Genomic DNA, 23,034 nt, shown 5'->3' on the forward strand with positions numbered 1-23,034 from the left:
CCTAGTTACAGTATGGACGCATAGAGGAAAAATTAATCAACTAAGATACCAAATTTTCAAAAGAGTAATCCACTTTACGGACATACCCTCTCTGAGAATCTCGATCTGAACCTTTACGTTGCTTTTAATAAAATGGCTCCCTAGATCAATATTCTTTCGTTAAAAGGCATACTATCTATCCAACCATGCCAAAACGATTCTATCTCGGGCAGCAAAGTCCTGTTCTACTTCTACTCTCACAAAACCAGGTAACTTCTGAACCTCACGAGCAACCGCTTCACCTTGATCGGCACCAATCTCAAATGCTACTAAAAGTCGCTTAGGTAAGTTCTTTTTTTGGGATAACTGCGAGACAAGTTCTCGATATGGGGCAAGCCCATCTACACCCCCATCGAGTGCTAAGCTAGGTTCATAGTCCTTAACTTGGCTTTCTAGCTGAAGTAAATCAGACTGAGATATATAAGGTGGATTGGAAACCAAAACATCAAACGGACCTTCTACAGGCTCCAAAAAGCTACCTTGCAAAAATTGAATACGATCTCGCACTTCAAGGGAATCAGCGTTGTATTTCGCCATACGTAATGCATCAGAAGAAAGGTCGACAGCTGTAATCTCCCATTTTGGTCGTTCGCTAGCTAGGGTGATCGAAATACAGCCACTTCCACTTCCCACATCCACTGCTCGTATCTGTTCTCGTTGACACCAACATTCAGCCTCTTGTAAGACTCTTTCAACCAGTAACTCCGTCTCTGGCCTAGGAATGAGAACAGCTGGGGAGACATGAAAAGTCCGACCAAAAAATTCCTGATCCCCCACGATATATTGAATTGGTTCTTGTTTCTTTCTCCGCTCTAACCATTCGTTTAACTTAGGAAAAGATGCTGACGGAAATGATTCAGGCATCCGGACAAAAAAAGAGGTGCGATCGAGTTGCAGCAGACGACGAAGTAAATATTCTGCTTCAAACTCTGCGGACTCTACGCCTGCTTCTTGTAAAAAAGAAGAAGCCTGGCGAAAGGCTTCTCGAATCGTTCTAGGTGTATCTAGTAGCATAAGTTCCTCACTCTGCATTTTGGAGAAGCTCCGCTTGTTCTTGGTTAACCAATGCATCGATGACTTCGTCGAGATCTCCATCCAAAACATAATCTAATTTATGAAGTGTTAATCCAATACGATGATCTGTCACACGGCTTTGCGGGAAATTGTATGTGCGGATCCGCTCACTACGATCTCCTGTTCCGACAGCAGATTTCCGTGCATTGGCAAGTTTCGCTTGTTCTTCTTGTTGTTTCATATCAAACAACCTTGCACGCAACACACGCATCGCTTTATCTTTATTACTAATCTGAGACTTCTCATCCTGACAAGAGACTACAATCCCTGTTGGCATATGAGTGATCCGTACAGCAGACTTCGTTGTATTGACGCTCTGACCACCAGGACCACTGGAACAGAAAGTATCAATCCGCAAATCTTTATCATGTACTTCAATCTCTACCTCTTCTGCTTCTGGCAAGACTGCAACTGTCGAGGTAGAAGTATGAATCCGTCCACCAGACTCCGTCGAAGGAACACGCTGAACACGGTGAGCTCCACTTTCAAATTTTAGACGACTGTACGCGCCTTTTCCTTGGATCGAAAAGACAACCTCTTTAAAGCCACCCAATCCAGTAGAATTCGCCTCTAATACTTCTACTTTCCATCCTTGACGCTCCGCATAACGGGTATACATACGATATAGATCCGATGCAAATAAAGCAGCTTCGTCCCCGCCTGCTGCACCCCGAACTTCCACAATAACGTTTTTCTCATCGTTTGGATCTTTTGGAAGCAAGAGAATCCGAATTCGTTCTTCTAGCTCTTCCTTTTTGTCAGAAAGTTCGTCAACTTCCATCTTGACCAAGTCTCTCATATCTGCATCTAACTTTTCTTCTAGCATGGACTTTGCATCACTTAATTGGTCTATTACACTTTTATACTCGATATAGGCCTGATTTTGCTCCTCTAGATCCGATTGCTCTTTGGAATAAATACGTAGCTTACTCGGATCATTGATCACCGCTGGGTCACAAAGCAATTGGCTCAACTCTTCGTAACGGCGATGAATCGCTTCTAAACGATCCAACATATTTTGTCACTCCTACCATTTCAAATCTATCTATATCAACAATAGTACTCGTTTTATTCGCCATGAAGGCATATGATAGTATCATATCACAGTTGGTAACACTGCTACCATAGGTAGGTGTTTTCCAAACAGTTAGGGGTTTTGATATGAATGATATCGTTCAATCCATATTAAGCCAGCTAATCATGATGGCGCCTTTCGCATATCTCTTTATATGCCTAAACAAGGCTGAAAAATATCGTTTAAATGGCCAGCACTATGGAGAATTGGCTAATTTGGAATCAGAGGAAATCCAAGTAACCAATTATAAAGCGCTCGCTAAAGAAAACAAATCCAAAGCCAAGACCATTATTTCCATTGCCATTGGGATCATAGCCTTTCTCTACTTACTCTCTTCCATTGTTGGTCTATATGCTCAGCAATCTAACTTTTTGTCCGATATGTTTCCTGCCTTTTCTCCAAATGGCGGACTAGGGATTTGGATTCCCTCGATGATTGGGTTACTGCTTTTGATACCCATCATTCGAAAACAGTTGTCTAAATGGGTTCCGATCGATCCTCAAAACTCTCTTCACACTGTCTCTCTATCCCTAAGCATGCTGATCTTTATCCAGCTTTTTGTCTCTATGTCCATTGGGCTTGAGGATAGTATGATAGGGCTCCCTGATCAGACAGCCTTACAAGCGATTGTGGATCTCTGGACGCAAAATATTCTGCTTGCTTTCCTTGCCTTTTTTGGAGTTGGCTGGTTAACCAGACGATCTGGGAAAGAGTTGCTGGACAGATTAGGATTAGTTCTACCAAGTGGTAAAAGTGTTTTAATTGGTATGATAGTAGGCCTATTATTTGTTGGTGTTGCTGTAGGATTAGAATTCGCCTTTACCCAATTTGGCATCGGTTCAGACCCAGAAGTAAACAGAGCAACAGAGCAACTTTTAGGACCGCTTTTCACTTCGTTCTTTGGCGTGCTGACACTTGGACTGGCTGCTGCGTTAGGCGAGGAACTAATCTTTCGAGGTGCATTGCTTCCACGATTTGGCATTTTCCTAACCAGTATTCTCTTTACCTTTCTTCATACCCAATATGGATTCTCTGTAGCTACTCTTATTGTATTTATCCTAGCTATCGTGCTTGCCTATCTGCGCCAACGCTATAACACTAGTGTGACCATGATTGTTCATGCAACCTATAACATAGCACTTGGACTCCTTACATACTTTCAAATATAAACATCCTTGATTTCAAATTAATTTATCTCGTTGAGAATAGAAACAGGAAACCAAGCACTCTATCCGCTTCGGTTTCCTGTTCTTTTAGTTAACACAAATTCTATAGTAAAAACATCGCCAATATCGTCGTGACGACAATCCCAACTAATACCGGAACCAGATTCCGCCTAGCCACTTCTATGGGGTCCACTCCTGCAATGGCAGCAGCAGGTAATAGTGCCCAAGGTACGATCGTTCCCCCACCTACCCAAAGAGAGATGACTTGCCCGAGAGAAGCTAAGGTAGCTACGCCATGATCAATAGCACCGGCAAAAATAGGGGCAATCGCTCCAATAAGCGCTATCCCCGAATAACCAGAACCATCCAATGCAGCGACTACTCCGATTCCCGATACGACCAATGCTCCTATTTGCGGAGTGACCGCAACTAAATTAGTTAATCCAATCCCCAAATCATAGACAATCCCTTTAGACGTAAGGGGTAAGTTTTTTCCGAACATTTCAAAAAATAGATCGCCACCTAGATAAAAAAAGGAAGCAATCGGAATCACAGGTGCAAATACACGAAAAGCGAAAGCAAAACCACTCGTTACAGTTTGAATAGTGTTTTTGAGTCCTTCCTTTGGATTGGAAACGATGCTGATCAATGCAAGAACCAGCATAGAGGTTCCACCAATAAGAGCAGTTGCTTCGTCTCCTTGAAGCTCAAAAAGGAACATCGCTGCTATATTGCCAGCAAAAGCAAGCAACACCAATCCAGCCAGAATCATTTTTGCTTTACGACTTAGTTGTTTCTCGTCTGCTTTCACCTCATCTAATTCCGTATTGCTAACTACTTTTAAACCTGTCTCCATCGTAAGTGACCCATTTCTTAGATCTCGGCGAATGAAGTAGTAAGCCAGAAGTACCGAAACGACTCCCATGCTAATTACAAATGGTACACTTGCAGTTAAAATATCTCCAACTGGCACGTTAGCCGAATCTGCTGTAATCTTCGGAGAACCTTGAATTACATAATCTCCAGACAGTGCAATACCATGTCCAAATAAATTCATGGAGATTGCGGTGGCAAGAGGCGGCAACCCTACTTTAGAAGCAACTGGTAGAAAAAATACCCCCAATAAGGCAACTGCTGGTGAAGGCCAAAAAAACCAAGAGAAGATCATGATAACGATCCCAATCACCCAAAAAGCTAACATCGGGGTACGAATGATAGAGGTAAAAGGAGCTACCATCATCGCATTGACACCTGATTTTTGGAGAACTTGACTCATCCCTACGATAATGGCAATGACCAAGATAATACTAAATAGTTGGTTCGCTGTGTATAAAAAAGTTTGGAAAATTGCAGTGATGGAGTCTATAAAAGAACCTGTGGCAAGGAGGCCTAAAAGAAAGATCCCGACCGTACAAAGAATAGCTGTATCCAAACGATATACCATACTGATTACAACCAAAACGGTAAATAACAGATAGAACCAATGAACATAAGTTAACTCGACTCCCATTTTCCCACCTCCATCAAATGACTTGCTTCATTCATATGCAGATAGACAGGGAACTATTTAAACATTAAAGAGAACGAAATAAAAAATGAGCAATAGGGACAGCCTTTGAGCTCGGAGCGCAACACAGAGTTTTTATATAAATTTCTATTTTTTGGATATGTTTATATTTTAAGGCAATTCGTTGCTCCCGTCCATATCAGTTTACCTTTAAATGGATAAATCCAACTATAGTAGGTCTTATGTTCGATCAACTTTCAAGAGCCTCTTCCCTATCAAGAATGATGGTTCAAATTCGCCTATGTCCAACAAAACACCTATATTACTTGGTACCTCTTGGATGGGCTGGACAAAGATATCTATCCCTTTTAGTGTCCATTCTAATTCTGTGTCCTCTAAAGTTAAAATATCTCCAATCCATAACGCTTCCTTGGGATGGACCATCAAAAATATATCCCCTACCTGGAATGGGGAAGAAATCTTCTACCAGTAATTGAAAACTCATAACGTTTCACTCTCCCTCTGATATACATTGCCTAATAGGAATTTATACTTTAGATATTCGATCAGTACATACAAAAAGAACGAGGTAGCACCTCGCTCTAGTTGAGTTTATATAATGTATTATACTCGTGCCTCAGTTTTCACCACATGACAATGACGACAGCGTGCCTCATACTGCTCCGAAGCTCCTACTAGGATAATGGGATCATCCCAATGAGCTGGCTCTCCGTTGATCAGCCGCTGGGTTCGACTAGCAGAATTTCCACACTGTACACAAATTGCTTGCAACTTGGTAACATACTCTGCGATCGCCAATAACTTTGGGGTAGGTCCAAACGCTTGTCCACGAAAATCTTGATCTAGTCCCGCACAGATTATCCGTTTCCCTTGATTTGCTAGTTCTTGGCAAATGACAAGAATCTCATCTGTATAAAACTGAACTTCATCAATCGCTACCACATCGACTTCTTCCGTGATATGCTGTAGAATTTCTTCACTACTTCGAACTGGAATAGCATCAGCTAACAACCCACTATGAGAAGCAATTGCTTCATTATGATATCGATTATCGATTGCTGGTTTAAATGCCATTACTGTTTGTTTTGCAAAATTAGCTCGGCGAATCCTACGGATCAGCTCTTCACTTTTTCCTGAAAACATCCCACCGCAGATTACCTCAATCCAACCTTCTCGATGGACAAAATTCACCCATTTCCCTCCCAGTAGACAAAAGAAAAGGCAAGCGGTTGAGTTCGCTTGCCTTTTCATAAGTCCAAATTAGAACTTTATTTAACCAAAGATTACTTGATGTTGTATTTTTTCTTAAAGCGGTCAACACGTCCGCCAGCGTTTACCATTTTTTGTTTTCCAGTATAGAAAGGATGGCAAGCGGAGCAAACGTCCACACGTAGGTTTTCGACCGTAGAACCTGTTTCGAACGTGTTCCCACATGCACAAGTAACCGTAGCCGATTTATATGCTGGATGAATTCCCGTTTTCATGCTTTTCACCTCTTTCCCTTGCCAATCAAAACGTTCTCATGAAACCACTGACACATTATAGCATGAGCGGTTCGAGACTGCAAGGATCAAGGGCTTCTCTATATATACGCAAATTTGCGGAATCACTTTAAAGGGAAGGGTAGAAAGATATTGAATGAGTGCTTTTTATTTCAAAAAGTTCGCCGGATTGTAAGGCTTTCCGTTCTTACGGATTTCAAAATGCAAGTGAACTCCAGTGGAATTCCCGGTACTCCCCATATATCCCACTAAGTCCCCTGTTGATAGCTTTTGACCCACTTTAACCTTGATACTACTCAAATGCGCATAGTATGTTACCCAGCCACCGCCGTGATCCACTACTACCAAATTTCCATAGCCATTATTGAAATAGGAAGCTTTGGTAACCACACCACTGAGTGCAACTTGAATCGGTGCTTTTGTTTTGGCTGAGTGCCAAATATCCATCCCTTGATGCTGCCTTCCATTGCGCCATCCAAAAGAACTTGTAATCTGTCCCTTCACCGGCCATTTGAACGTAAATCCTTCTTTTGGTGCTTGAACAGGCCCTTTATGGAACTGAACCACTTTGCTACTGGATTTATTTGCTTTGGGAGCATCCTTGCGTACAGATAATTTCGTAAATGATGTCTCTTTTTCGACTTGTTGTGGGCTGACCAATACACGAAGGAGCTTTCCTTCTGTCAATGTTTCACCACGAGTCACAGTGGGGTTTAACTGCAACAGAACCTGAAGATCGATCCGATTCTGTTCGGCAAACATTTCCGTTGTCAGATCGGCAGATGGAACACTCACTAACTTGGTTTGGACTTCTACTTTCAAGTCGTCCCCTGTGGAGATCTTATCTGGGTTGTGAATTTTGTTGGTACTAGCAATCCCCTCGTAGTTAACTTGAAAGAGATCTCCAATTTTGCTCAGAGTATCACCTTTTTGAACTCGATAAGCTAGCGATTTGGTTTCCACACTTGCATCGCCCTGCCAATTGATCGCCACCGGATTTAGGTATTGATAGACAGTTTCTTGGGCATCTTTTTGTAGTTGATCAGCAGTAGTATCCAGTAATTCAGCTTGAACATTCGGTTCTTCAGCAGAAGCAAGAACAGCCCAAGAAGCTGTCGCGGCACATACAGACAGAGAAGAAGCGATTAACGTGCTTTTCCTAGACATTACAACACCTCGAAGAAAGATGATGGGGTAGCTACCCGAAAACATCTTTATGTACGAATCTCGTGGTGTATGTCAGAAAAATTTATGGCTAGGAAACTGTTGTTACTTTTCGAGAGGAATTGGGTTCTATTGTTTTTAGGAATTCTTCATTGGATTTGGTTTGTTTCATGCGACGCAAAAAGGCATCTACATATTCGTTATTATCAGGCATAGAGTTACGGAAAGCCCAGAGACGCTCTAGCTCATTTTTGGAGAGAAGTAGCTCTTCGCGGCGGGTACCGGAGCGACGAATATCAATAGCGGGGAAGACACGACGTTCTGCCAGTTTCCGGTCTAGATGTAGTTCTAAGTTACCTGTACCTTTAAACTCTTCATAGATCACATCGTCCATTCGAGAACCTGTTTCTACTAGAGCAGTCGCTAAAATCGTGAGACTACCGCCTTCTTCTATATTTCTTGCAGCCCCAAAAAAGCGTTTAGGACGATGGAAAGCTGCTGGATCAATCCCACCAGACAAAGTTCTACCACTTGGAGGTATCACTAGGTTATAGGCACGAGCCAATCTAGTAACACTGTCAAGCAAAATGACAACATCTTTTTTATGTTCTACTAGACGTTGTGCACGTTCTAATACTAACTCTGCCACTCTAATGTGATTCTCAGGCATCTCATCAAAGGTAGAGCTAACGACCTCACCTCGAACAGAACGTTGCATATCGGTTACTTCTTCAGGTCGTTCATCGATCAATAAAACAAATAATTCAATATCAGGGTTATTTTCTGTAATGCTGTTCGCAATCTCTTTTAAAAGCATCGTTTTCCCGGCTTTGGGTTGAGCTACAATTAACCCCCGTTGTCCAAGTCCAACTGGTGCCACAAGATCCATGATTCGAGTTGAAATTTTTTCAGGAATTGTTTCCAAAAGAAGTCGTTTTTGAGGATACAAAGGGGTAAGTGCTGGAAAGTGTAGCCGTTCGGCTGCTTGATTAGGATCCTCTCCATTCACTGCCTCTACATGTAGCAATCCAAAAAAGCGTTCATTTTCTTTGGGAGCCCTTACTTTTCCAGAGACAAGGTCCCCTGGACGGAGATCAAAGCGGCGAATCTGAGAAGCGGAAATATAGATATCTTCGGAGGAGGGCAAAAAGTTAATAGGACGAAGAAAACCATATCCTTCTGGTAGTACATCTAAAACACCTTGCATAAACATAAATCCATCTTTTTCGGCATGCGCTTTTAAAATCGCAAAAACTAATTCCCTCTTATTCATCTTACTGTAATAGGAGATTTGATACTCTTTCGCTAGCTTGTAAAGCTCTGTTAACTTACGATTCTCTAAATCACTAATCGTATAATCCATACTAGTTGTTCACCACATTTCCAATTCAAGTTGTTCCCTAGATGGGAACAAGATATGCTTACTTTAGTACTAAATTAGGCTTTTTCTCTAAACGATGAGAAGCCTCCATAAATCGGACTGTTCCTGTTTTGGCTCGCATAACAACAGAGTGCGTATGAGCTTGGTTTCCTTGATAACGTACTCCACGCAATAATTCTCCTTCTGTTACTCCAGTTGCAGCAAAAATCGCGTCGTCCCCCCGAACTAGATCCTCCATGCGTAGGATTTTTTTCGGATCAGACAATCCCATTTTGATACAACGATCAAATTGTTCTTGATCCTCAGGTACTAGTCTACCTTGAATCTCTCCACCCAAACATTTGAGTGCTACAGCAGCTAGAACCCCCTCTGGAGCCCCACCAGATCCAAACATGATATCTACATCTGTATCAGCAAAAGCCGTGTTAAATGCTGCTGCTACATCTCCATCTGGAATCAGCTTAATCCGTGCTCCTGCTTTACGAATTGCTTCAATCAATTTAGCATGCCTTGGACGATCTAGCAATACAGCAACTAAGTCTTCTACATCTTTTCCATTTGCTTGGGCAACGGCCTTTAGATTATCTTCCACCGGCGCATCTAATTCGACTTTTCCTACTGCTTTTGGGCCTACTGCAATTTTTTCCATATACATGTCAGGAGCATGCAAAAGTCCACCACGTTCCGAGATCGCAACAACCGAAATTGCATTCCATTGCCCTTTGGCGACAATATTGGTTCCCTCGAGTGGATCTACTGCGACATCCACTTCTGGCATATATCCCAGACCCAACTTTTCCCCAATATACAGCATGGGAGCCTCGTCCATCTCTCCTTCTCCAATTACTACCGTACCGCGCATGGGAATCGTGTCAAAAACTTTTCGCATTGCAGAAGTAGCTGCTTCGTCTGCTTCATTCTTCTTGCCATAGCCCATCCAACGTGCAGATGCAATTGCTGCTGCTTCCGTTACACGAACTAATTCCATCGTTAAGCTTCTTTCCATCTTGTTCATCCCCTATCTCATTATTCCCATACTTGTATTTCTACCAAATTAGTATAATACATTTATGATTAATGTTACACTAATTGGCGCAAGTTCGAAAGAATAATGTTTACCAAGAAAAATAAAAAAGAGATAGAATCCTTGGGAATAGGGACTTTTTGAAATATACTCCCTTTCACCATAAAACTCCTTCTTCTAAAAAGAAAAGAATCCTTACTAAAAAAAGATGTGCAAAAAATCTGCACATCTCCTTTTATTATCACCGATTTATATATTTCTTCCAATCTGCTTCAAACTTCTCAATACCTGCATCTGTTAGCGGATGATGTAATAGTTGTTTCATCACACCAAACGGAATAGTAGCGATATGGGCACCAGCTAAAGCAGCTTGGGTGATATGGGCGGGATGACGTACGCTTGCTGCAATAATCTCTGTTGGGATATCATGGATGGCAAATATATTGGCAATTTCCTCTACTAAATCGACTCCATTAAGCGAAATATCATCTAATCGCCCTAAAAATGGGCTAACATAGCTTGCCCCTGCTCTAGCTGCCATTAATGCTTGATTCCCAGAAAAGATCAAAGTTACGTTCGTTTTGATTCCTTTTTTGGAGAAATGGGATACTGCCTTTAAGCCCTCTACCGTAATCGGAACCTTAATCGTGATATTAGGAGAGAGCTCAGCAAGACGTTCTCCTTCTTCGATCATGCCTGCTGAATCAGGGCTTAACACTTCTGCGCTTACCGGTGCATCTACAAACTCTAGGATCTCTTTTAGTACTTCTTCAAAGTCTCGACCAGATTTTGCGATCAAACTTGGATTCGTAGTAACTCCAGCCAATAGACCCCACTTATGAACCTCACGAATCTCATCCACTATTGCCGTATCCAAGAAAAATTTCATCTTTGTATGCCCCTTTCTTGTTCCGTAAGTTAGAAAAAGCTGGACAATCCGATCCCTTTGCAACATGCCTTGGTCGTTTTGTTCCAGCTTTATTCTAACTATTTGTTATACAAATTATGATTCTATTTTTACGCTTTGTTGGAGCTACCAAACAAGCGCATTTTTCCTTTTACTACTTCTTTGATTGCGTCACGAGCAGGTCCCAAGTATTTGCGTGGGTCAATCATGCTTTCGTTTTTAGCAAGTAATTCGCGAACTACTTGTGCACTTGCTACTTGATTTTCAGTGTTTACATTGATTTTGCCTACACCCAAAGATACCGCTTTTTGGATCGCTGCATCAGGGACTCCAGACCCACCATGCAGAACGATAGGAGCATCTACTGCTTTGGCTACTTCATCGATAATATTGAAATGGATTTTTGGTTCACCTTTGTACATACCATGAGCAGTACCTACGGCAATTGCCAATGCATCTACTTTGGTTTCATTCCAGAAGTGGATCGCTTCAGCTGGTTTGGCAATCGTTGCATCTTCTTCCGCAACATCCAAATCATCTTCGACACCACCGATTGTACCCAATTCCCCTTCTACGGATACACCTACTGCATGAGCAGCTTCCACTACTTTTTTGGTTAGACGAATATTTTCTTCAAATGGATGATGGGAACCATCAAACATAACAGAGGAGAAACCAGCACGGATACACTGGATTACTACTTCAAAAGTGCTTCCATGATCTAGATGCAGTGCAATCGGCACATCCGCTTGTTTTGCTGCTACTTCTGCTAGTGCTACTACGTTTTCTAACCCAATGTAGCGAATTGCACCTTCACTAGCACCAAAGATAATTGGGGAGCGTTCTTCTTTTGCCGCTTCTGTAATTGCTTGGAAATATTCCAAGTTGTTTACGTTAAACTGTCCAACTGCAAAACCTTCTTTTTTTGCACGGGGCAGGAATGCATTCATCGAAACCAATGCCATATGTATTCATCCTTTCAGAGATCATTCTCTCTTTACAGTTTGTGCTATATCGGAAATAGCATTCTTATTTATCATATCAAAACTAGACCAACTTCAAAATATGTCTTGCTTCGACAGGAGTCGCAATTTCCCGCTCCATTTCCCGGGAAATACGTACCATTCGCTCTACTAGCTGTCGATTTGTCGCAAGTTTTTCAGCACGATAAAAAATATTATCTTCTAAACCAACACGTACATGTCCACCCATAGCAATAGATAAACTCCCCATAATTAGCTGATGACGCCCGATTCCAGCTACTGTCCAAGTAGCTCCTGCCGGAATTTGGCTCACACAAAAAAGAAGCTGTTCTGCAGTCGCCGGCATCCCACCAGGCACCCCCATCACAAAATCAAAATGCGGATGGGTCTTGCAATACCCTTTATTTACCAAAAAAATCGCATTGGAAATCATCCCTGTATCAAAAATCTCAAACTCAGGATGAACTCGATATCGGTTCATTTCTTCTGCAATTCTCTCCATCGTCGCTCGATCATTCCAAAATACATCTCGACCAAAGTTCACTGTTCCTGTTGTAAGCGTTGCCATTTCAGGTGAAAGAGTTAGCGGTTGCATCCGCTCTTCAACTGACATTCCAACTGCTCCACCCGTTGATACCTGAACGATCACATCACACCGTTCTCGAATCAGTTCCATAGTTTGTTGGTATAAATCACAATCTTGGGAGGCGTTTCCCTCTTCATCTCGTACGTGTAAATGAACGATGGATGCTCCTGCTTGCCAGACTTCATATGCTTGTGTTGCAATCTCTTCTGGTGTAATCGGCAAATATGGAGTCTGATCCCTTGTTACTTCTGCTCCCACTAATGCAGCAGTAATAATTAACTTGTCCATTTGCCTCACTCCTTTTGATTTTCGTCGAACTTTGGAATCACACATGTCCCTACAGCTTTGGTGACGAGAATCGGAGGATCTATTATTCTAGCAGCAGATGGTCTATTAAGATTTTTGCATGATTCAATAACCTTGTAAGCAAAAAACTCCATTTTTCTAGATCGATTTCCTACTTTCTGTATCTTCCCAATCACTTCGATATAATCACCTGCAAAAACCGGAGCGTGAAACGCAACTTCTTCATACGCAACAAAAAGCCCCTCATCTCCATCATGACGGATGAGAAGCTCTGTTGCCACATCACCAAATAAAGCCAAAACTCTCGCACCATCAACTAGATCGCCGCCATAGTGAGCATCTTGTTGGGACATTCTCACTCTGATTATCGCTTCCATCTCACACGCTCCTTAACTGGCGAGTTGACGAATCACTTCTGTCCTAAGCTCTACAATATCAAAAGGTTTTGTAAAATGCGCCAAGGCCCCTAACTTACTAGCCTCGTCCACCATATCTAACTCTCCATATGCTGTCATCATAATTACTTTACACCGATGCTTGATATAACGTAGACGTCTGAGTAACTCCAAACCATCCATTCCAGGCATCTTCATATCCAATAAGATGAGATCTGGTTGGACTTGTTGAATCTTTTCCAATGCTTCCATTCCATTTGCAGCTTGGAAAATCTCTAATCCATCACGCGAAAAAACTTCACTTATTAAAACGCGTATTCCGTATTGATCGTCGACTACTAATAGTTTTTTCTCCGACATGGATGCCAAGGCCCCCTCTAACAACAATACCTTTTTTGTACCGTTTTCTTCTTATCAGATTAGTTAAACCATTCCATATTTTCTTTACGCCATCACCAAATCCCTTCTTGACATACTATCTACTCTTTATTTTTCCAAATGATAAAATAATACATAAGAGTCACGACTAGGTTAGGAAATGATTCTTACTCTTCATCAGAAACATCACTTTTACCAATCATTTTTATATGACAACAAAAATGGGCAATGAAAGGGATGGAGTAGATGCGTGTATTGGTAATAGGGGCAGGTGCAGTAGGAGGTTATTTTGGAGGGAGATTGGTAGAGAAAGGAGAAGATGTAACTTTTCTCGTCCGTCCAAGAAGGCAAGCGGAGTTGCAAACAAATGGGTTAACCTTGAGAAGTGTAAATGGTGATTTCCAAAGTCCTGTGCAAACTTTAGTAGCAGGCGAAAAAACCCAATCTTTTGATCTCATCTTGTTAACTACCAAAGCCTATCACCTCAATCAGGCAATGGATGATTTTGCTTGCTACGTTGGCGAGCATACTACCATTTTCCCAGTTCTGAATGGTTTCGAACACTTTGATCGCCTTGCCAAACGCTTTGGAAAAGAGAAAGTGATTGGCGGATTAACATTTATTGAATCTACCCTCAATCAAAAAGGAGAAATTGAGCACTACAGCAAGATGCATCATCTAATCTTCGGGGAATGGAATGGCGAGAAAACAGAGCGAATCGAGCAAATCGAAGCGTTGTTAGAAGGGGCTAACCTACGATACCAAGCTACATCGGAAATTTGGAACGAAGTCTGGAAAAAATATCTCTTTATCGCTGCTATGAGCGGAATGACTTCCTTAATGCGCAGTAGCCTTGGACCCATCTGGGATAGCGATTATGGAAAAGAGACCTACCAACAATTTTTAGAGGAATTGGTAGCAGTTGCTCTCACTCAAGAGCCCCGATTAGATAAAAATACTGCTAATCAGATTTGGGATCGAACAAGCGGAATGCCTGAAGCAATGAAATCCTCCATGCTTCGTGATATAGAAAAAGGTTACCCGATCGAAACAGAGCACTTCCACGGATATCTGCTTCGTAAAAAGCCTGCAAACCTTCCAACACCTATTTTAGCTACCGTGTACACTGCATTAAGTTTATATCAACCTACTAGCTAAATAACCAAGACCAATTGAAAGCGATAAATTAATTTTCAATTGGTCTTTTATTTATAAATAAAACATTAAATAATTAAAATAATCTTTTTCTCTACCCTCCAAACAAAATGTCCTTATCATGAATTTTTTATTTGAAAACTTCTCTTACTTATTTATAATAAGTAGTGGATAGATGAATTTTATATTCAATTATCCTTCGGGGCAGGGTGAAATTCCCGACCGGCGGTGATGATCCATATGGATCTCAGCCCGTGACCCGCTACGGCGGTGGATTCGGTGAAACTCCGAAGCCGACAGTATAGTCTGGATGGGAGAAGGATGATAACGCGTACGATCTTTTTTCGAAAAAGACAGGCTTCGCTTTTTTGGTGATGTATGTCTACAACAGCCTCTTGGAAGGCTGTATTCGAAAATAGGGTATAGGTACCTCTGCTTTCCTATGTTTAAAATACAGGAAATGAGGTTTATTTCTTATACAACGCTAAAGTCAGTAACTCATAACCCGAAGGCTTGTTGTGAAAAACATCACAGCTTCCTTTGGGTTTCATACTACTTGGATCGTACAAAGTTGTCATCAGAAAACACATAATAAAAGGAGTGTCGTTCTGATGCAACAGTCTACCAAACGTTTGACCACCATTGTTTTTGTATCTCTTTTATCTGCTATGTCGTTTATTTTGCAGATTCTCGATTTTCCACTACCAGTTTTCCCTGCTTTCCTACAGATTGACTTTAGTGAAATTCCTGCTTTAGTCGCTGCCCTTATATATGGTCCATTAGCAGGAATAGGAGTGGAGTTCTTAAAAAATATTCTTCATTTCTTATTTCAGGGAAGCGATACAGGTGCCATCCCAGTAGGCCAAATTGCTAACTTTTTTGCAGGGAGCATCTTTGTGGTAATCACCAGTACCATCGCTAACAAAATGAAAGGGATCAAAGGTCTCATCACCGGATTGGCCGTAGCAACCCTTACGATGTCTGTTATCTTGGCTTTTGCCAATTACTATATCATCCTCCCTGCTTATAGTTATCTTATTAACTGGACAGTAGAAGGAGCAGAAAAACTCAACTTAGTCCTTTATGCGATCGCCCCATTTAATATGTTAAAAGGAATATTAGTTGCCATTTTATTTGTCCCAATCTATCTAATGTTAAAACCACACTTACGACATCGTGTAATAGTTTAAAAAACCTTAGTAAAGAGGCAGTTACGTATAAGTAGCTGCCTCTTTGGTATCTCAAAAGAATTGGATACATAACTCCAAAATCTTAGATTTTCGCCATCTAACCTATTTAGATAACTGTATCCCCTGGATTTATATCATAAACCGTTAGGTCTTCGATATCAGAAAGCAAAGCTGAAAGTTCGCTAGGTCTACCCGTTAAAAAATCAAATACACCAAAATGAGTAGGAATCACATTTTTTATATTTAGTAAGCGGACTGCCTTAGCAGCTTCTCGTGGGGACATCGTATAAACATCCCCAATGGGTAATAAAGCTAACTTTGGCTCATACAATTCGGCAATGAGAGCCATATCCCCAAATACGTTTGTATCCCCAGCATGATAAATCGTATATCCGTTCTCGAATTTTATTACATAACCCATTGGCTCTCCACCATAAAGAATCTGATCACCATCCACAAAAGCCGAGGAATGGTCTGCATGTACAGCAGTGACCGCAATATCTCCCAATAGTCGAGTTCCGCCTTTATTTATCGCTACTATATTTTGAACCCCTTTTTTCTGGAGAATAAATGCCAACTCCCAGCCTGCCAATACCATCGCTCCTGTCTTTTGAGCAAGCCAAACAGCATCTTCGGCATGATCACGATGTGCATGGGTCAACAAGATGTAATCTACTTTTTCTATATTTTTTATCGTTTCCGGGCAAACAGGATTATTTTGAATCCATGGATCTATAAGAATTTCTTTCTCTCCGGGTGTTTTAATATAAAATCCACCAAAACCCAGCCATGTAATCGAAATATTCTGATTTAACACTCGGATGATCTCCTTCTTAAACAATTAGTTTATAAATTTCTTGTATGAAAAACTTCCTTTGCCGCATTGAGTCCATTGAGAGTGGCGGGAAATCCAACATAAACTCCCATTTGCATCATGATTTCTATAATTTCTTCTTTTGTGCATCCCACATTTAACGCACCGTTGATATGAACCTTGAGTTAAGGAATGGCATATCCGAGAGCGGTTAAAGCTGCAACGGTTGCAATTTCACGAGATTTTAAATCTAATCCTGGTCGGCTGTAGATATCGCCAAATGGAAATTCAACTAAAAATTGTTCAAAATCAGGAGCCACTTTTTTCAAACTCTCACGTGTATGACTCCCAGATTCTCCAACAATCCTATTCATTAATTGTAAACCAAGCTCATACCTATTTTTAGTCATCCTGAAAATCCTCCTTTTCTTTTTCCTCTGTACCTTTAACGTATCTCTCATAAAATGAGATTTTTTGAGTTACCACTTGATGTAATAGCTCGAGTTCACGTTGTTGCTCGATTAATTTCTTCTGATGTTCTTTCAAAATCGATAGCCGATGGTTCACTGGTTCTTTGGGCATCTCGCCAGACTCCAAACTCTCTAGTATACAGCCGTCCTTCGTAAACTCCGCGATCTCATCTAGGGACATCCCTGTTTTTTTGAGTGCTACCAAAAATTTTAGAAAATGAACGTCCGAATCTGTAAATTCACGTATTCCGTTCTTGGATCTCTTTATTTTAGGGAACAAGCCGCTTCTTTCATAAAATCGAATGGTATGAGCAGAAAGTCCGGTTCTTTCTGCTACCTCACTAATATTCATTTTTTGAAGCTCCTTTTGTCGACATGGTCCCATCGTACACCTTTGAGCCAACTCAAAGTCAAGCTTTTGCTTACCAAAGAAAATGATAAAAACCTTGCCATGTAAACAACAAATTTTCTTAATATATTGATTGCTTATTGAGATTCCATAGACGTAAAATAAATATAGGACTACTTTACTTCCCTTTATCCTTCCAAAGAATTCCCTTTCTCCTCTAACTTTCATACATAACAGACCAACACCCACTGAGTAGCCTTAGGGGTGGATTTCTCTATTTCTACCCTGCAACTCTAGATCAGAGAGGGTAATGCACGATAATGGAAAATCTCATTTGGCAAGTGTCATTAGGACTAATTATCTTTTTGGTTTTGTTAGGTCTCGCATTCTGGGCTCGTTATAAAACAGTTGGCGCGGACGAAGCAATGATCGTAACTGGTAGTATGTTAGGTAACAAAAATGTAGAAGTAGACGAATCCGGACGCAGAATCAAGATCATCCGTGGTGGTGGCGCTTTTATCACCCCTATTTTTCAAAGGGCGGAGAAGCTAAGCCTCTTATCACACAAACTGATCGTATCCACTCCAGAAGTCTATACGGAGCAAGGGGTACCAATCTTAGTAGATGGAGTTGCGATCATTAAGATTGGAGGAACATTAGAAGATATCGCCACTGCAGCAGAGCAGTTTATGGGTAAATCGAATGCTCAGTTAAACGAAGAGGCCAGAGAGGTACTCGAAGGGCATCTGCGGGCAATTCTAGGTACTCTCACTGTGGAAGAAGTATATAAAAACAGAGAAAAATTTGCTCAACAAGTACAATCCGTAGCTGCAATTGATTTGAAAAAGATGGGCTTACAAGTTGTTTCCTTCACCATCAAAGATGTTCGAGACAAAAATGGATATCTTGACGCTCTAGGACGCCCGAGAATTGCGATGGTACGTAGAGATGCGGATATAGCAGAAGCTAATGCAATGCGTGATACAGAGATCCAAAAAGCGAAAGCGAAGGAAGACGGGACGAAAGCAACCTTGATCTCCCAAACCAACATCGCTGAAGCGAGTAAGGATAAAGAGCTACGAGTCGCAGAATTCAAGATTTTACAAGATATGAAAAGGGCAGAAGCGGACCAGGCATATCAATTGCAGGAGAATCGCTATCGCCAGCAAGTAGTAGATGAAGAGATGAAGATCGAGCTCGTTCGGAGACAAAAACAGATCGAGCTGGAAGAAAAAGAAATTACGCGTCGGGAAAAACAATACGATGCGGAGGTACGAAAAAAGGCGGATGCTGATCGCTATGCCAAAGAGCAAGCAGCCGAAGCGGACCGTTTTGAACAAGAAGAAAAAGCAAAAGCAGAAGCTTCTACGATTAAAGCAAAAGGATTGGCGGAAGCAGAGGCCAAGAAAGCGCAAGGTCTTGCTAACGCAGAGGTGGAACGACTAGAAGGGATTGCAGAAGCAGATGTAATCCGGGCCAAAGGGTTAGCAGAAGCAGAAGCCAAACAAAAATTGGCAGAAGCATTCGAGATGTACGGTCAAGCTGCAACATTAGAGCTAATTGTAACGATGCTACCAAAACTAGCTGAGAGTTACGCATCTCCATTAGAAAAAGTGGACAAGATTACGATCGTAGACGCTGGTGGGCCGAATAGCGATGGAGCAACCAAGCTGACCAATTATGTAACAAAACTAATGGCACAAGCCCCAGAAATGATCAAACAAGTCTCTGGTGTGGACATGCTACAATTAATACAGCAAATTGCGCCGAATCCGTCTAATATGAATCTTCCCACAGCTACTCTACCTGAATCGGATGGGAAAGCAACAAAAAAGAAACCAAAAAAACACGATGATGAGAACAATATCCAGTAACGGTTTCAGCGAATGAGCGAATTGTTACTTCCTAGGTTTAAGGATGTGTTGTTTATGAAAAGATTTATCAAAAGGTATTTGGGTATGGCGAATCAAAACTTAGACAACATTACCTTACCTAATTTAGAACAAAAAATGAGACAAGAGCAATTTGATGAAAATGTAATCCAAGAAATACTTACTCTTTTTCAAAAGAGAATTGATACTGATGGCCAAGCGGAATTTCAGACTTGGTTATGTAATTTGCATTATAGATTACCTGAAGAATTCCAAAATGAAATAGTAGCTACACAAATTTATGATAAGTGCCTCAATTGGATCGAACAAGAAGTAAAGAAATTAAAAAACGAAACCAAGTTAACCTGGGAAGAACAGACAGAGGATATTCAATCTTTAAGTTTTAAAGCAAGAAAGGCACAATTGGTAATAAGGCATAGACTTTCGGAAGTTGTCTTCGATTTATGTAGCTAAGTACAATCTCGACTGATGAATCCTCTTCATTTCACTGAAGAGCGGAAGAAATCAATAAAACAGAGGCATTATCATCACAGTTCCCTATTTGGAACATATTGATGATAATGCCTATTCTTTTGCAGTAAGGTCGCTTAGTCCGTTTCTTTATATTTCTATTTCCTTTATCATTTTTGCAGGATTCCCACCAACTATTACATTATCAGGCACATCTTTTGTGACAACCGCTCCTGAAGCAATTACTACATTGTTACCAATCGTAACTCCTGGATTTATCACCGCTCTACCACCAATCCACACATTATTACCAATCGTAACAGCTTTTCCAAATTCTATTCCAGCATTACGTTCAAATGGATTCGTTGGATGAGTTGCTGTGTAAATATGTACACCTGGGGCAATAAAGCAATTATCACCTATTCGTACTTCACAAACATCTAATATGACACAATCGAAATTAGCAAAAAAGTTTTCCCCTATATGAATGTTGTAACCATAATCACAACGAAAAGTTGGCTCCACATATAAGTTATCTCCTGTCGAACCAAATAGATCCTTTAACAGGATCGTACGTTGCTCTACTTCGGTCTCTAACGTTTGATTGTATAATCTCGTCTTTCTTCGTGCATTTTCACGGTCCCTTACTAATTCAGGGTCAGCGGCGTTATACATCTCTCCGGTCAACATTTTCTCTTTTTCTGTTTTCATTATGTAATCTCCTTTATAACCTTTTGCTATCACTCTTTCTTTCATATATAAGAGAAACGTTTCTACTACCGAAAAAAGGGGCTTCTCATGACTGAACATTCATCGTATGCGAAAGTTTGAAAAAAACCAATGTACTCTGGCAAACGGACACAACAAGTATCCGTTATTTAGACTTTTTAAAATACAAATAGAAGGAAGACAATAGCACGATAATACCATTGATTATATAAAGCCCCGTAGCAATTAAAGTCACTACAAAAGCTCCCCAGCCCATCCCTTTATCAAAAAGTAAAACAAAGTATAAAGTACCAAACAAGATAATTGGTGTTAGCAGAAGAAAAATCACTCCTGCCCATATTCTTTTTTTTATATTATCTTGAGAATATTTGAATGCATAAAAGTTGATAATGCCAAACACTGTTATTTCTAACAAAATGGTGATAGACATTCCCACATCAGCCGACAAAAACACATCACCTCTCCATTTTAAAAAGCGCCTTTATCTATATATCCCATAGTACCCTCAATTTCACCAGAAAGAAGACAAAACACCCACTAAAAGCAGCTAATATCACGCTTCTAGTGGGTGTTTGTTTGCCAAACGATAATATATTTCTACGCAGAAGAACAGTTATATTTGGTGAATTGACACTACTGATTTCTACAAAATTACATTAAACGAGACATAGTCCGACTTGATTTTATACACTAACCTCTTGTTTTTTTGTCGCCTGTTTCACTTCTAAAGAAGCTTTAACAAACTCACGGAACAAAGCTTGTGGACGATTTGGACGGGATGTAAATTCCGGATGGAATTGAGCCGCTAGGAACCAAGGATGATCTTTGTATTCTACAATCTCCACAAGACGTCCATCTGGAGATGTCCCAGAGAATACATATCCTGCTTGTTCCATTTGCTCCCGGTATTGATTGTTGAACTCATAACGATGGCGATGACGCTCATAAACGAGATCTTCCCCATATGCTTTTGCTGCAAGGGTTCCTGGTACTAACTTACAAGGATAGAGCCCGAGGCGCATCGTACCACCCATATCTTCAATATCTTTTTGTTCTGGTAAAAGGTCAATAATTGGGTGAAGAGCACTAGCGTTAAATTCGGAGGAATCTGCTTCTTCTAAGTGAAGAACATTTCGTGCACCTTCTACGCACATCATTTGCATGCCAAGACAAATCCCTAAGAACGGAATTTTCTTTTCTCGTGCAAAACGTGTCGCAATCACTTTTCCTTCAATTCCACGATCACCAAATCCACCTGGAACCAATATTCCATCAACTTCTCCAAGAAGCTTATCTACATTTGCCTCTGTCACTTCTTCGGAATGTACCCAACGGATTTGAATGTCACTATTACTAGCAAAACCAGCATGTCGTAAGGATTCTACAACACTCATATAAGCATCATGAAGAGAAACATATTTTCCTACAATTGCAATTCGAGTAGTATGTTGTAGGTTTTTCACCTTTTGGACGAGCTGAATCCAATCTGTCATGTCCGCTTCTCCACACTCAAGACCTAGATTGCGAACTACGATCTCATCCAAACCTTCTTCTTGCATCATAAGCGGGAGTTCGTATAGTGTTTCTGCATCACGTGCCTCAATTACTGCTTGGCGATCAATGTCACAGAACAGAGCAATTTTTTGTTTCATCTCTTCTGAAATTGGATGTTCCGTACGACAAACGATCACATTTGGCTGAATGCCGATACTACGAAGTTCTTTCACACTGTGTTGAGTCGGTTTTGTTTTAAGTTCTCCACTAGCACGAAGCATCGGAACCAACGTACAGTGAATGTACATTACATGTTCCCGACCAATATCGCTTTTAATCTGACGAATCGCTTCCAAGAATGGTAGACTTTCGATATCTCCAACTGTTCCACCGATCTCAGTAATTACTACATCTGCTTTCGTTTCCCGAGCAGCACGGAAAACACGATCTTTAATCTCGTTTGTAATGTGAGGAATAACCTGAACAGTAGCGCCTAGATAGTCCCCACGACGTTCTTTATTAATTACTGATGAATAGATTTTACCAGTAGTCACGTTGCTATTTTTGCTTAGGTTAATATCGATAAATCGCTCGTAATGACCCAAATCCAAGTCAGTTTCCGCACCATCATCCGTTACAAATACTTCTCCATGTTGGTAAGGACTCATAGTCCCTGGATCAATATTGATATAAGGATCAAACTTTTGAATGGTCACTTTTAGACCGCGATTTTTTAGCAAGCGTCCTAGAGAAGATGCTGTAATTCCTTTTCCAAGAGAGGAGACAACTCCACCCGTTACAAAGATGTATTTCGTCATCGTAGTATTCCTCCTGTATTTGGTAGGGTTCCCGATTTTCCTAGAAAAATAGAAAAAGCGCCCCTAAAAAATAGGGGCGCTCGATAGACAAATGTCATGAATAATTTTCCGTTCATAGTGAGCCCAAGCAATAGTCTATCGAAGCAAAGAAAGTTTGTCAACGAG

The 23,034-nt window shown here is 40.9% G+C and carries 24 protein-coding genes, 1 pseudogene and 1 riboswitch; of the genes and pseudogenes, 5 read left to right on the forward strand and 20 right to left on the reverse strand.

Features of this window, described 5'->3' with window-relative positions; translation table 11 throughout:
- Positions 1 to 171 precede the first annotated feature (171 nt).
- Positions 172 to 1,071, reverse strand: coding sequence for a peptide chain release factor N(5)-glutamine methyltransferase (prmC, locus tag VJ09_RS10185; protein ID WP_044641343.1), 900 nt, complete (start codon positions 1,069 to 1,071; stop codon positions 172 to 174).
- Positions 1,061 to 2,128: a peptide chain release factor 1 gene (gene prfA / locus VJ09_RS10190; RefSeq protein ID WP_044641344.1), complete on the reverse strand. Its 1,068-nt coding sequence runs from the start codon at positions 2,126 to 2,128 to the stop codon at positions 1,061 to 1,063. Before prfA ends, prmC begins: the two co-directional genes overlap by 11 nt.
- A 146-nt stretch (positions 2,129 to 2,274) precedes the next feature.
- On the opposite strand from prfA, the gene VJ09_RS10195 reads away from it, so the two are divergent.
- Positions 2,275 to 3,357, forward strand: coding sequence for a CPBP family intramembrane glutamic endopeptidase (locus VJ09_RS10195; RefSeq protein ID WP_044641345.1), 1,083 nt, complete (start codon positions 2,275 to 2,277; stop codon positions 3,355 to 3,357).
- A gap of 100 nt (positions 3,358 to 3,457) precedes the next feature.
- Here VJ09_RS10195 and VJ09_RS10200 read toward each other — a convergent pair whose 3' ends face one another.
- The 12 genes from VJ09_RS10200 to VJ09_RS10255 all read right to left on the reverse strand — a co-directional run bounded on the left by VJ09_RS10200 (position 3,458) and on the right by VJ09_RS10255 (position 13,490).
- Positions 3,458 to 4,864, reverse strand: coding sequence for a membrane protein (locus VJ09_RS10200; RefSeq protein WP_044641346.1), 1,407 nt, complete (start codon positions 4,862 to 4,864; stop codon positions 3,458 to 3,460).
- Positions 4,865 to 5,101: 237 nt separating this feature from the next.
- A complete protein-coding gene (locus VJ09_RS10205; protein ID WP_044641347.1) occupies positions 5,102 to 5,305 on the reverse strand; it encodes a hypothetical protein in 204 nt (67 codons plus the stop codon).
- 180 nt (positions 5,306 to 5,485) lie between these two features.
- On the reverse strand, positions 5,486 to 6,073 hold the full coding sequence (locus VJ09_RS10210; RefSeq protein ID WP_147635467.1) for a thymidine kinase: 588 nt from the start codon (positions 6,071 to 6,073) through the stop codon (positions 5,486 to 5,488).
- Positions 6,074 to 6,165: 92 nt separating this feature from the next.
- Positions 6,166 to 6,366: a 50S ribosomal protein L31 gene (gene rpmE, locus VJ09_RS10215; protein WP_044641348.1), complete on the reverse strand. Its 201-nt coding sequence runs from the start codon at positions 6,364 to 6,366 to the stop codon at positions 6,166 to 6,168.
- A gap of 165 nt (positions 6,367 to 6,531) precedes the next feature.
- Positions 6,532 to 7,551 (reverse strand): M23 family metallopeptidase, encoded by a 1,020-nt coding sequence (locus VJ09_RS17635; RefSeq protein WP_052807331.1) that lies wholly within the window; start codon positions 7,549 to 7,551, stop codon positions 6,532 to 6,534.
- Between the two features lie 88 nt (positions 7,552 to 7,639).
- Positions 7,640 to 8,911 (reverse strand): transcription termination factor Rho, encoded by a 1,272-nt coding sequence (rho, locus tag VJ09_RS10225; RefSeq protein ID WP_044641349.1) that lies wholly within the window; start codon positions 8,909 to 8,911, stop codon positions 7,640 to 7,642.
- 58 nt (positions 8,912 to 8,969) lie between these two features.
- The gene (gene glpX / locus VJ09_RS10230) at positions 8,970 to 9,935 is read right to left on the reverse strand and encodes a class II fructose-bisphosphatase (RefSeq protein WP_044641350.1); all 966 of its coding nucleotides are present in this window, start codon (positions 9,933 to 9,935) and stop codon (positions 8,970 to 8,972) included.
- Between the two features lie 259 nt (positions 9,936 to 10,194).
- The gene (gene fsa / locus VJ09_RS10235; protein ID WP_044641351.1) at positions 10,195 to 10,842 is read right to left on the reverse strand and encodes a fructose-6-phosphate aldolase; all 648 of its coding nucleotides are present in this window, start codon (positions 10,840 to 10,842) and stop codon (positions 10,195 to 10,197) included.
- A 128-nt stretch (positions 10,843 to 10,970) separates the two neighbouring features.
- Positions 10,971 to 11,825: a class II fructose-1,6-bisphosphate aldolase gene (gene fba / locus VJ09_RS10240; protein WP_044641352.1), complete on the reverse strand. Its 855-nt coding sequence runs from the start codon at positions 11,823 to 11,825 to the stop codon at positions 10,971 to 10,973.
- Between the two features lie 82 nt (positions 11,826 to 11,907).
- A complete protein-coding gene (kce, locus tag VJ09_RS10245; protein ID WP_044641353.1) occupies positions 11,908 to 12,717 on the reverse strand; it encodes a 3-keto-5-aminohexanoate cleavage enzyme in 810 nt (269 codons plus the stop codon).
- Positions 12,718 to 12,722: 5 nt separating this feature from the next.
- A complete protein-coding gene (gene kal, locus VJ09_RS10250; RefSeq protein WP_044641354.1) occupies positions 12,723 to 13,112 on the reverse strand; it encodes a 3-aminobutyryl-CoA ammonia lyase in 390 nt (129 codons plus the stop codon).
- 12 nt (positions 13,113 to 13,124) lie between these two features.
- Entirely contained in the window at positions 13,125 to 13,490 is a 366-nt protein-coding gene (locus VJ09_RS10255; RefSeq protein ID WP_044641355.1) for a response regulator, read from the reverse strand.
- A 264-nt stretch (positions 13,491 to 13,754) separates the two neighbouring features.
- Between VJ09_RS10255 and VJ09_RS10260 the strand changes: the two genes are divergently transcribed.
- Positions 13,755 to 14,666, forward strand: a complete 912-nt coding sequence (locus VJ09_RS10260; protein WP_044641356.1) for a ketopantoate reductase family protein — start codon at positions 13,755 to 13,757, stop codon at positions 14,664 to 14,666.
- A 188-nt stretch (positions 14,667 to 14,854) separates the two neighbouring features.
- Positions 14,855 to 14,989, forward strand: a riboswitch (FMN riboswitch).
- Between the two features lie 285 nt (positions 14,990 to 15,274).
- On the forward strand, positions 15,275 to 15,853 hold the full coding sequence (locus tag VJ09_RS10265) for an ECF transporter S component (protein WP_044641357.1): 579 nt from the start codon (positions 15,275 to 15,277) through the stop codon (positions 15,851 to 15,853).
- A gap of 106 nt (positions 15,854 to 15,959) precedes the next feature.
- Here VJ09_RS10265 and VJ09_RS10270 read toward each other — a convergent pair whose 3' ends face one another.
- The 3 genes and pseudogenes from VJ09_RS10270 to VJ09_RS10280 all read right to left on the reverse strand — a co-directional run bounded on the left by VJ09_RS10270 (position 15,960) and on the right by VJ09_RS10280 (position 17,489).
- Positions 15,960 to 16,670: a metal-dependent hydrolase gene (locus VJ09_RS10270; RefSeq protein ID WP_044641358.1), complete on the reverse strand. Its 711-nt coding sequence runs from the start codon at positions 16,668 to 16,670 to the stop codon at positions 15,960 to 15,962.
- A gap of 29 nt (positions 16,671 to 16,699) precedes the next feature.
- Positions 16,700 to 17,077: pseudogene (locus VJ09_RS10275) on the reverse strand (carboxymuconolactone decarboxylase family protein).
- Positions 17,070 to 17,489 carry a MerR family transcriptional regulator gene (locus VJ09_RS10280; RefSeq protein ID WP_044641762.1) on the reverse strand — a complete coding sequence of 140 codons (420 nt, stop codon included), beginning with the start codon at positions 17,487 to 17,489 and terminating at the stop codon, positions 17,070 to 17,072. The pseudogene VJ09_RS10275 and the gene VJ09_RS10280 overlap by 8 nt, the downstream one beginning before the upstream one ends.
- 317 nt (positions 17,490 to 17,806) lie before the next feature.
- Here VJ09_RS10280 and VJ09_RS10285 point away from each other — a divergent pair, with 317 nt between their 5' ends.
- Entirely contained in the window at positions 17,807 to 19,360 is a 1,554-nt protein-coding gene (locus tag VJ09_RS10285; protein WP_082050481.1) for a flotillin family protein, read from the forward strand.
- Positions 19,361 to 19,414: 54 nt separating this feature from the next.
- A complete protein-coding gene (locus tag VJ09_RS10290) occupies positions 19,415 to 19,831 on the forward strand; it encodes a hypothetical protein (RefSeq protein ID WP_044641359.1) in 417 nt (138 codons plus the stop codon).
- A gap of 147 nt (positions 19,832 to 19,978) precedes the next feature.
- Here the strand turns inward: VJ09_RS10290 and VJ09_RS10295 are convergent, their stop codons facing one another.
- From VJ09_RS10295 to VJ09_RS10305, 3 genes are all read right to left on the reverse strand, one after another.
- A complete protein-coding gene (locus VJ09_RS10295) occupies positions 19,979 to 20,539 on the reverse strand; it encodes a sugar O-acetyltransferase (RefSeq protein WP_044641360.1) in 561 nt (186 codons plus the stop codon).
- Positions 20,540 to 20,702: 163 nt separating this feature from the next.
- Positions 20,703 to 21,005, reverse strand: a complete 303-nt coding sequence (locus VJ09_RS10300) for a hypothetical protein (RefSeq protein WP_044641764.1) — start codon at positions 21,003 to 21,005, stop codon at positions 20,703 to 20,705.
- A 235-nt stretch (positions 21,006 to 21,240) separates the two neighbouring features.
- Positions 21,241 to 22,869 carry a CTP synthase gene (locus VJ09_RS10305; protein ID WP_044641361.1) on the reverse strand — a complete coding sequence of 543 codons (1,629 nt, stop codon included), beginning with the start codon at positions 22,867 to 22,869 and terminating at the stop codon, positions 21,241 to 21,243.
- Positions 22,870 to 23,034 lie beyond the last annotated feature (165 nt).

The organism is Risungbinella massiliensis (assembly GCF_000942395.1).
Taxonomy (GTDB): domain Bacteria; phylum Bacillota; class Bacilli; order Thermoactinomycetales; family Thermoactinomycetaceae; genus Risungbinella; species Risungbinella massiliensis.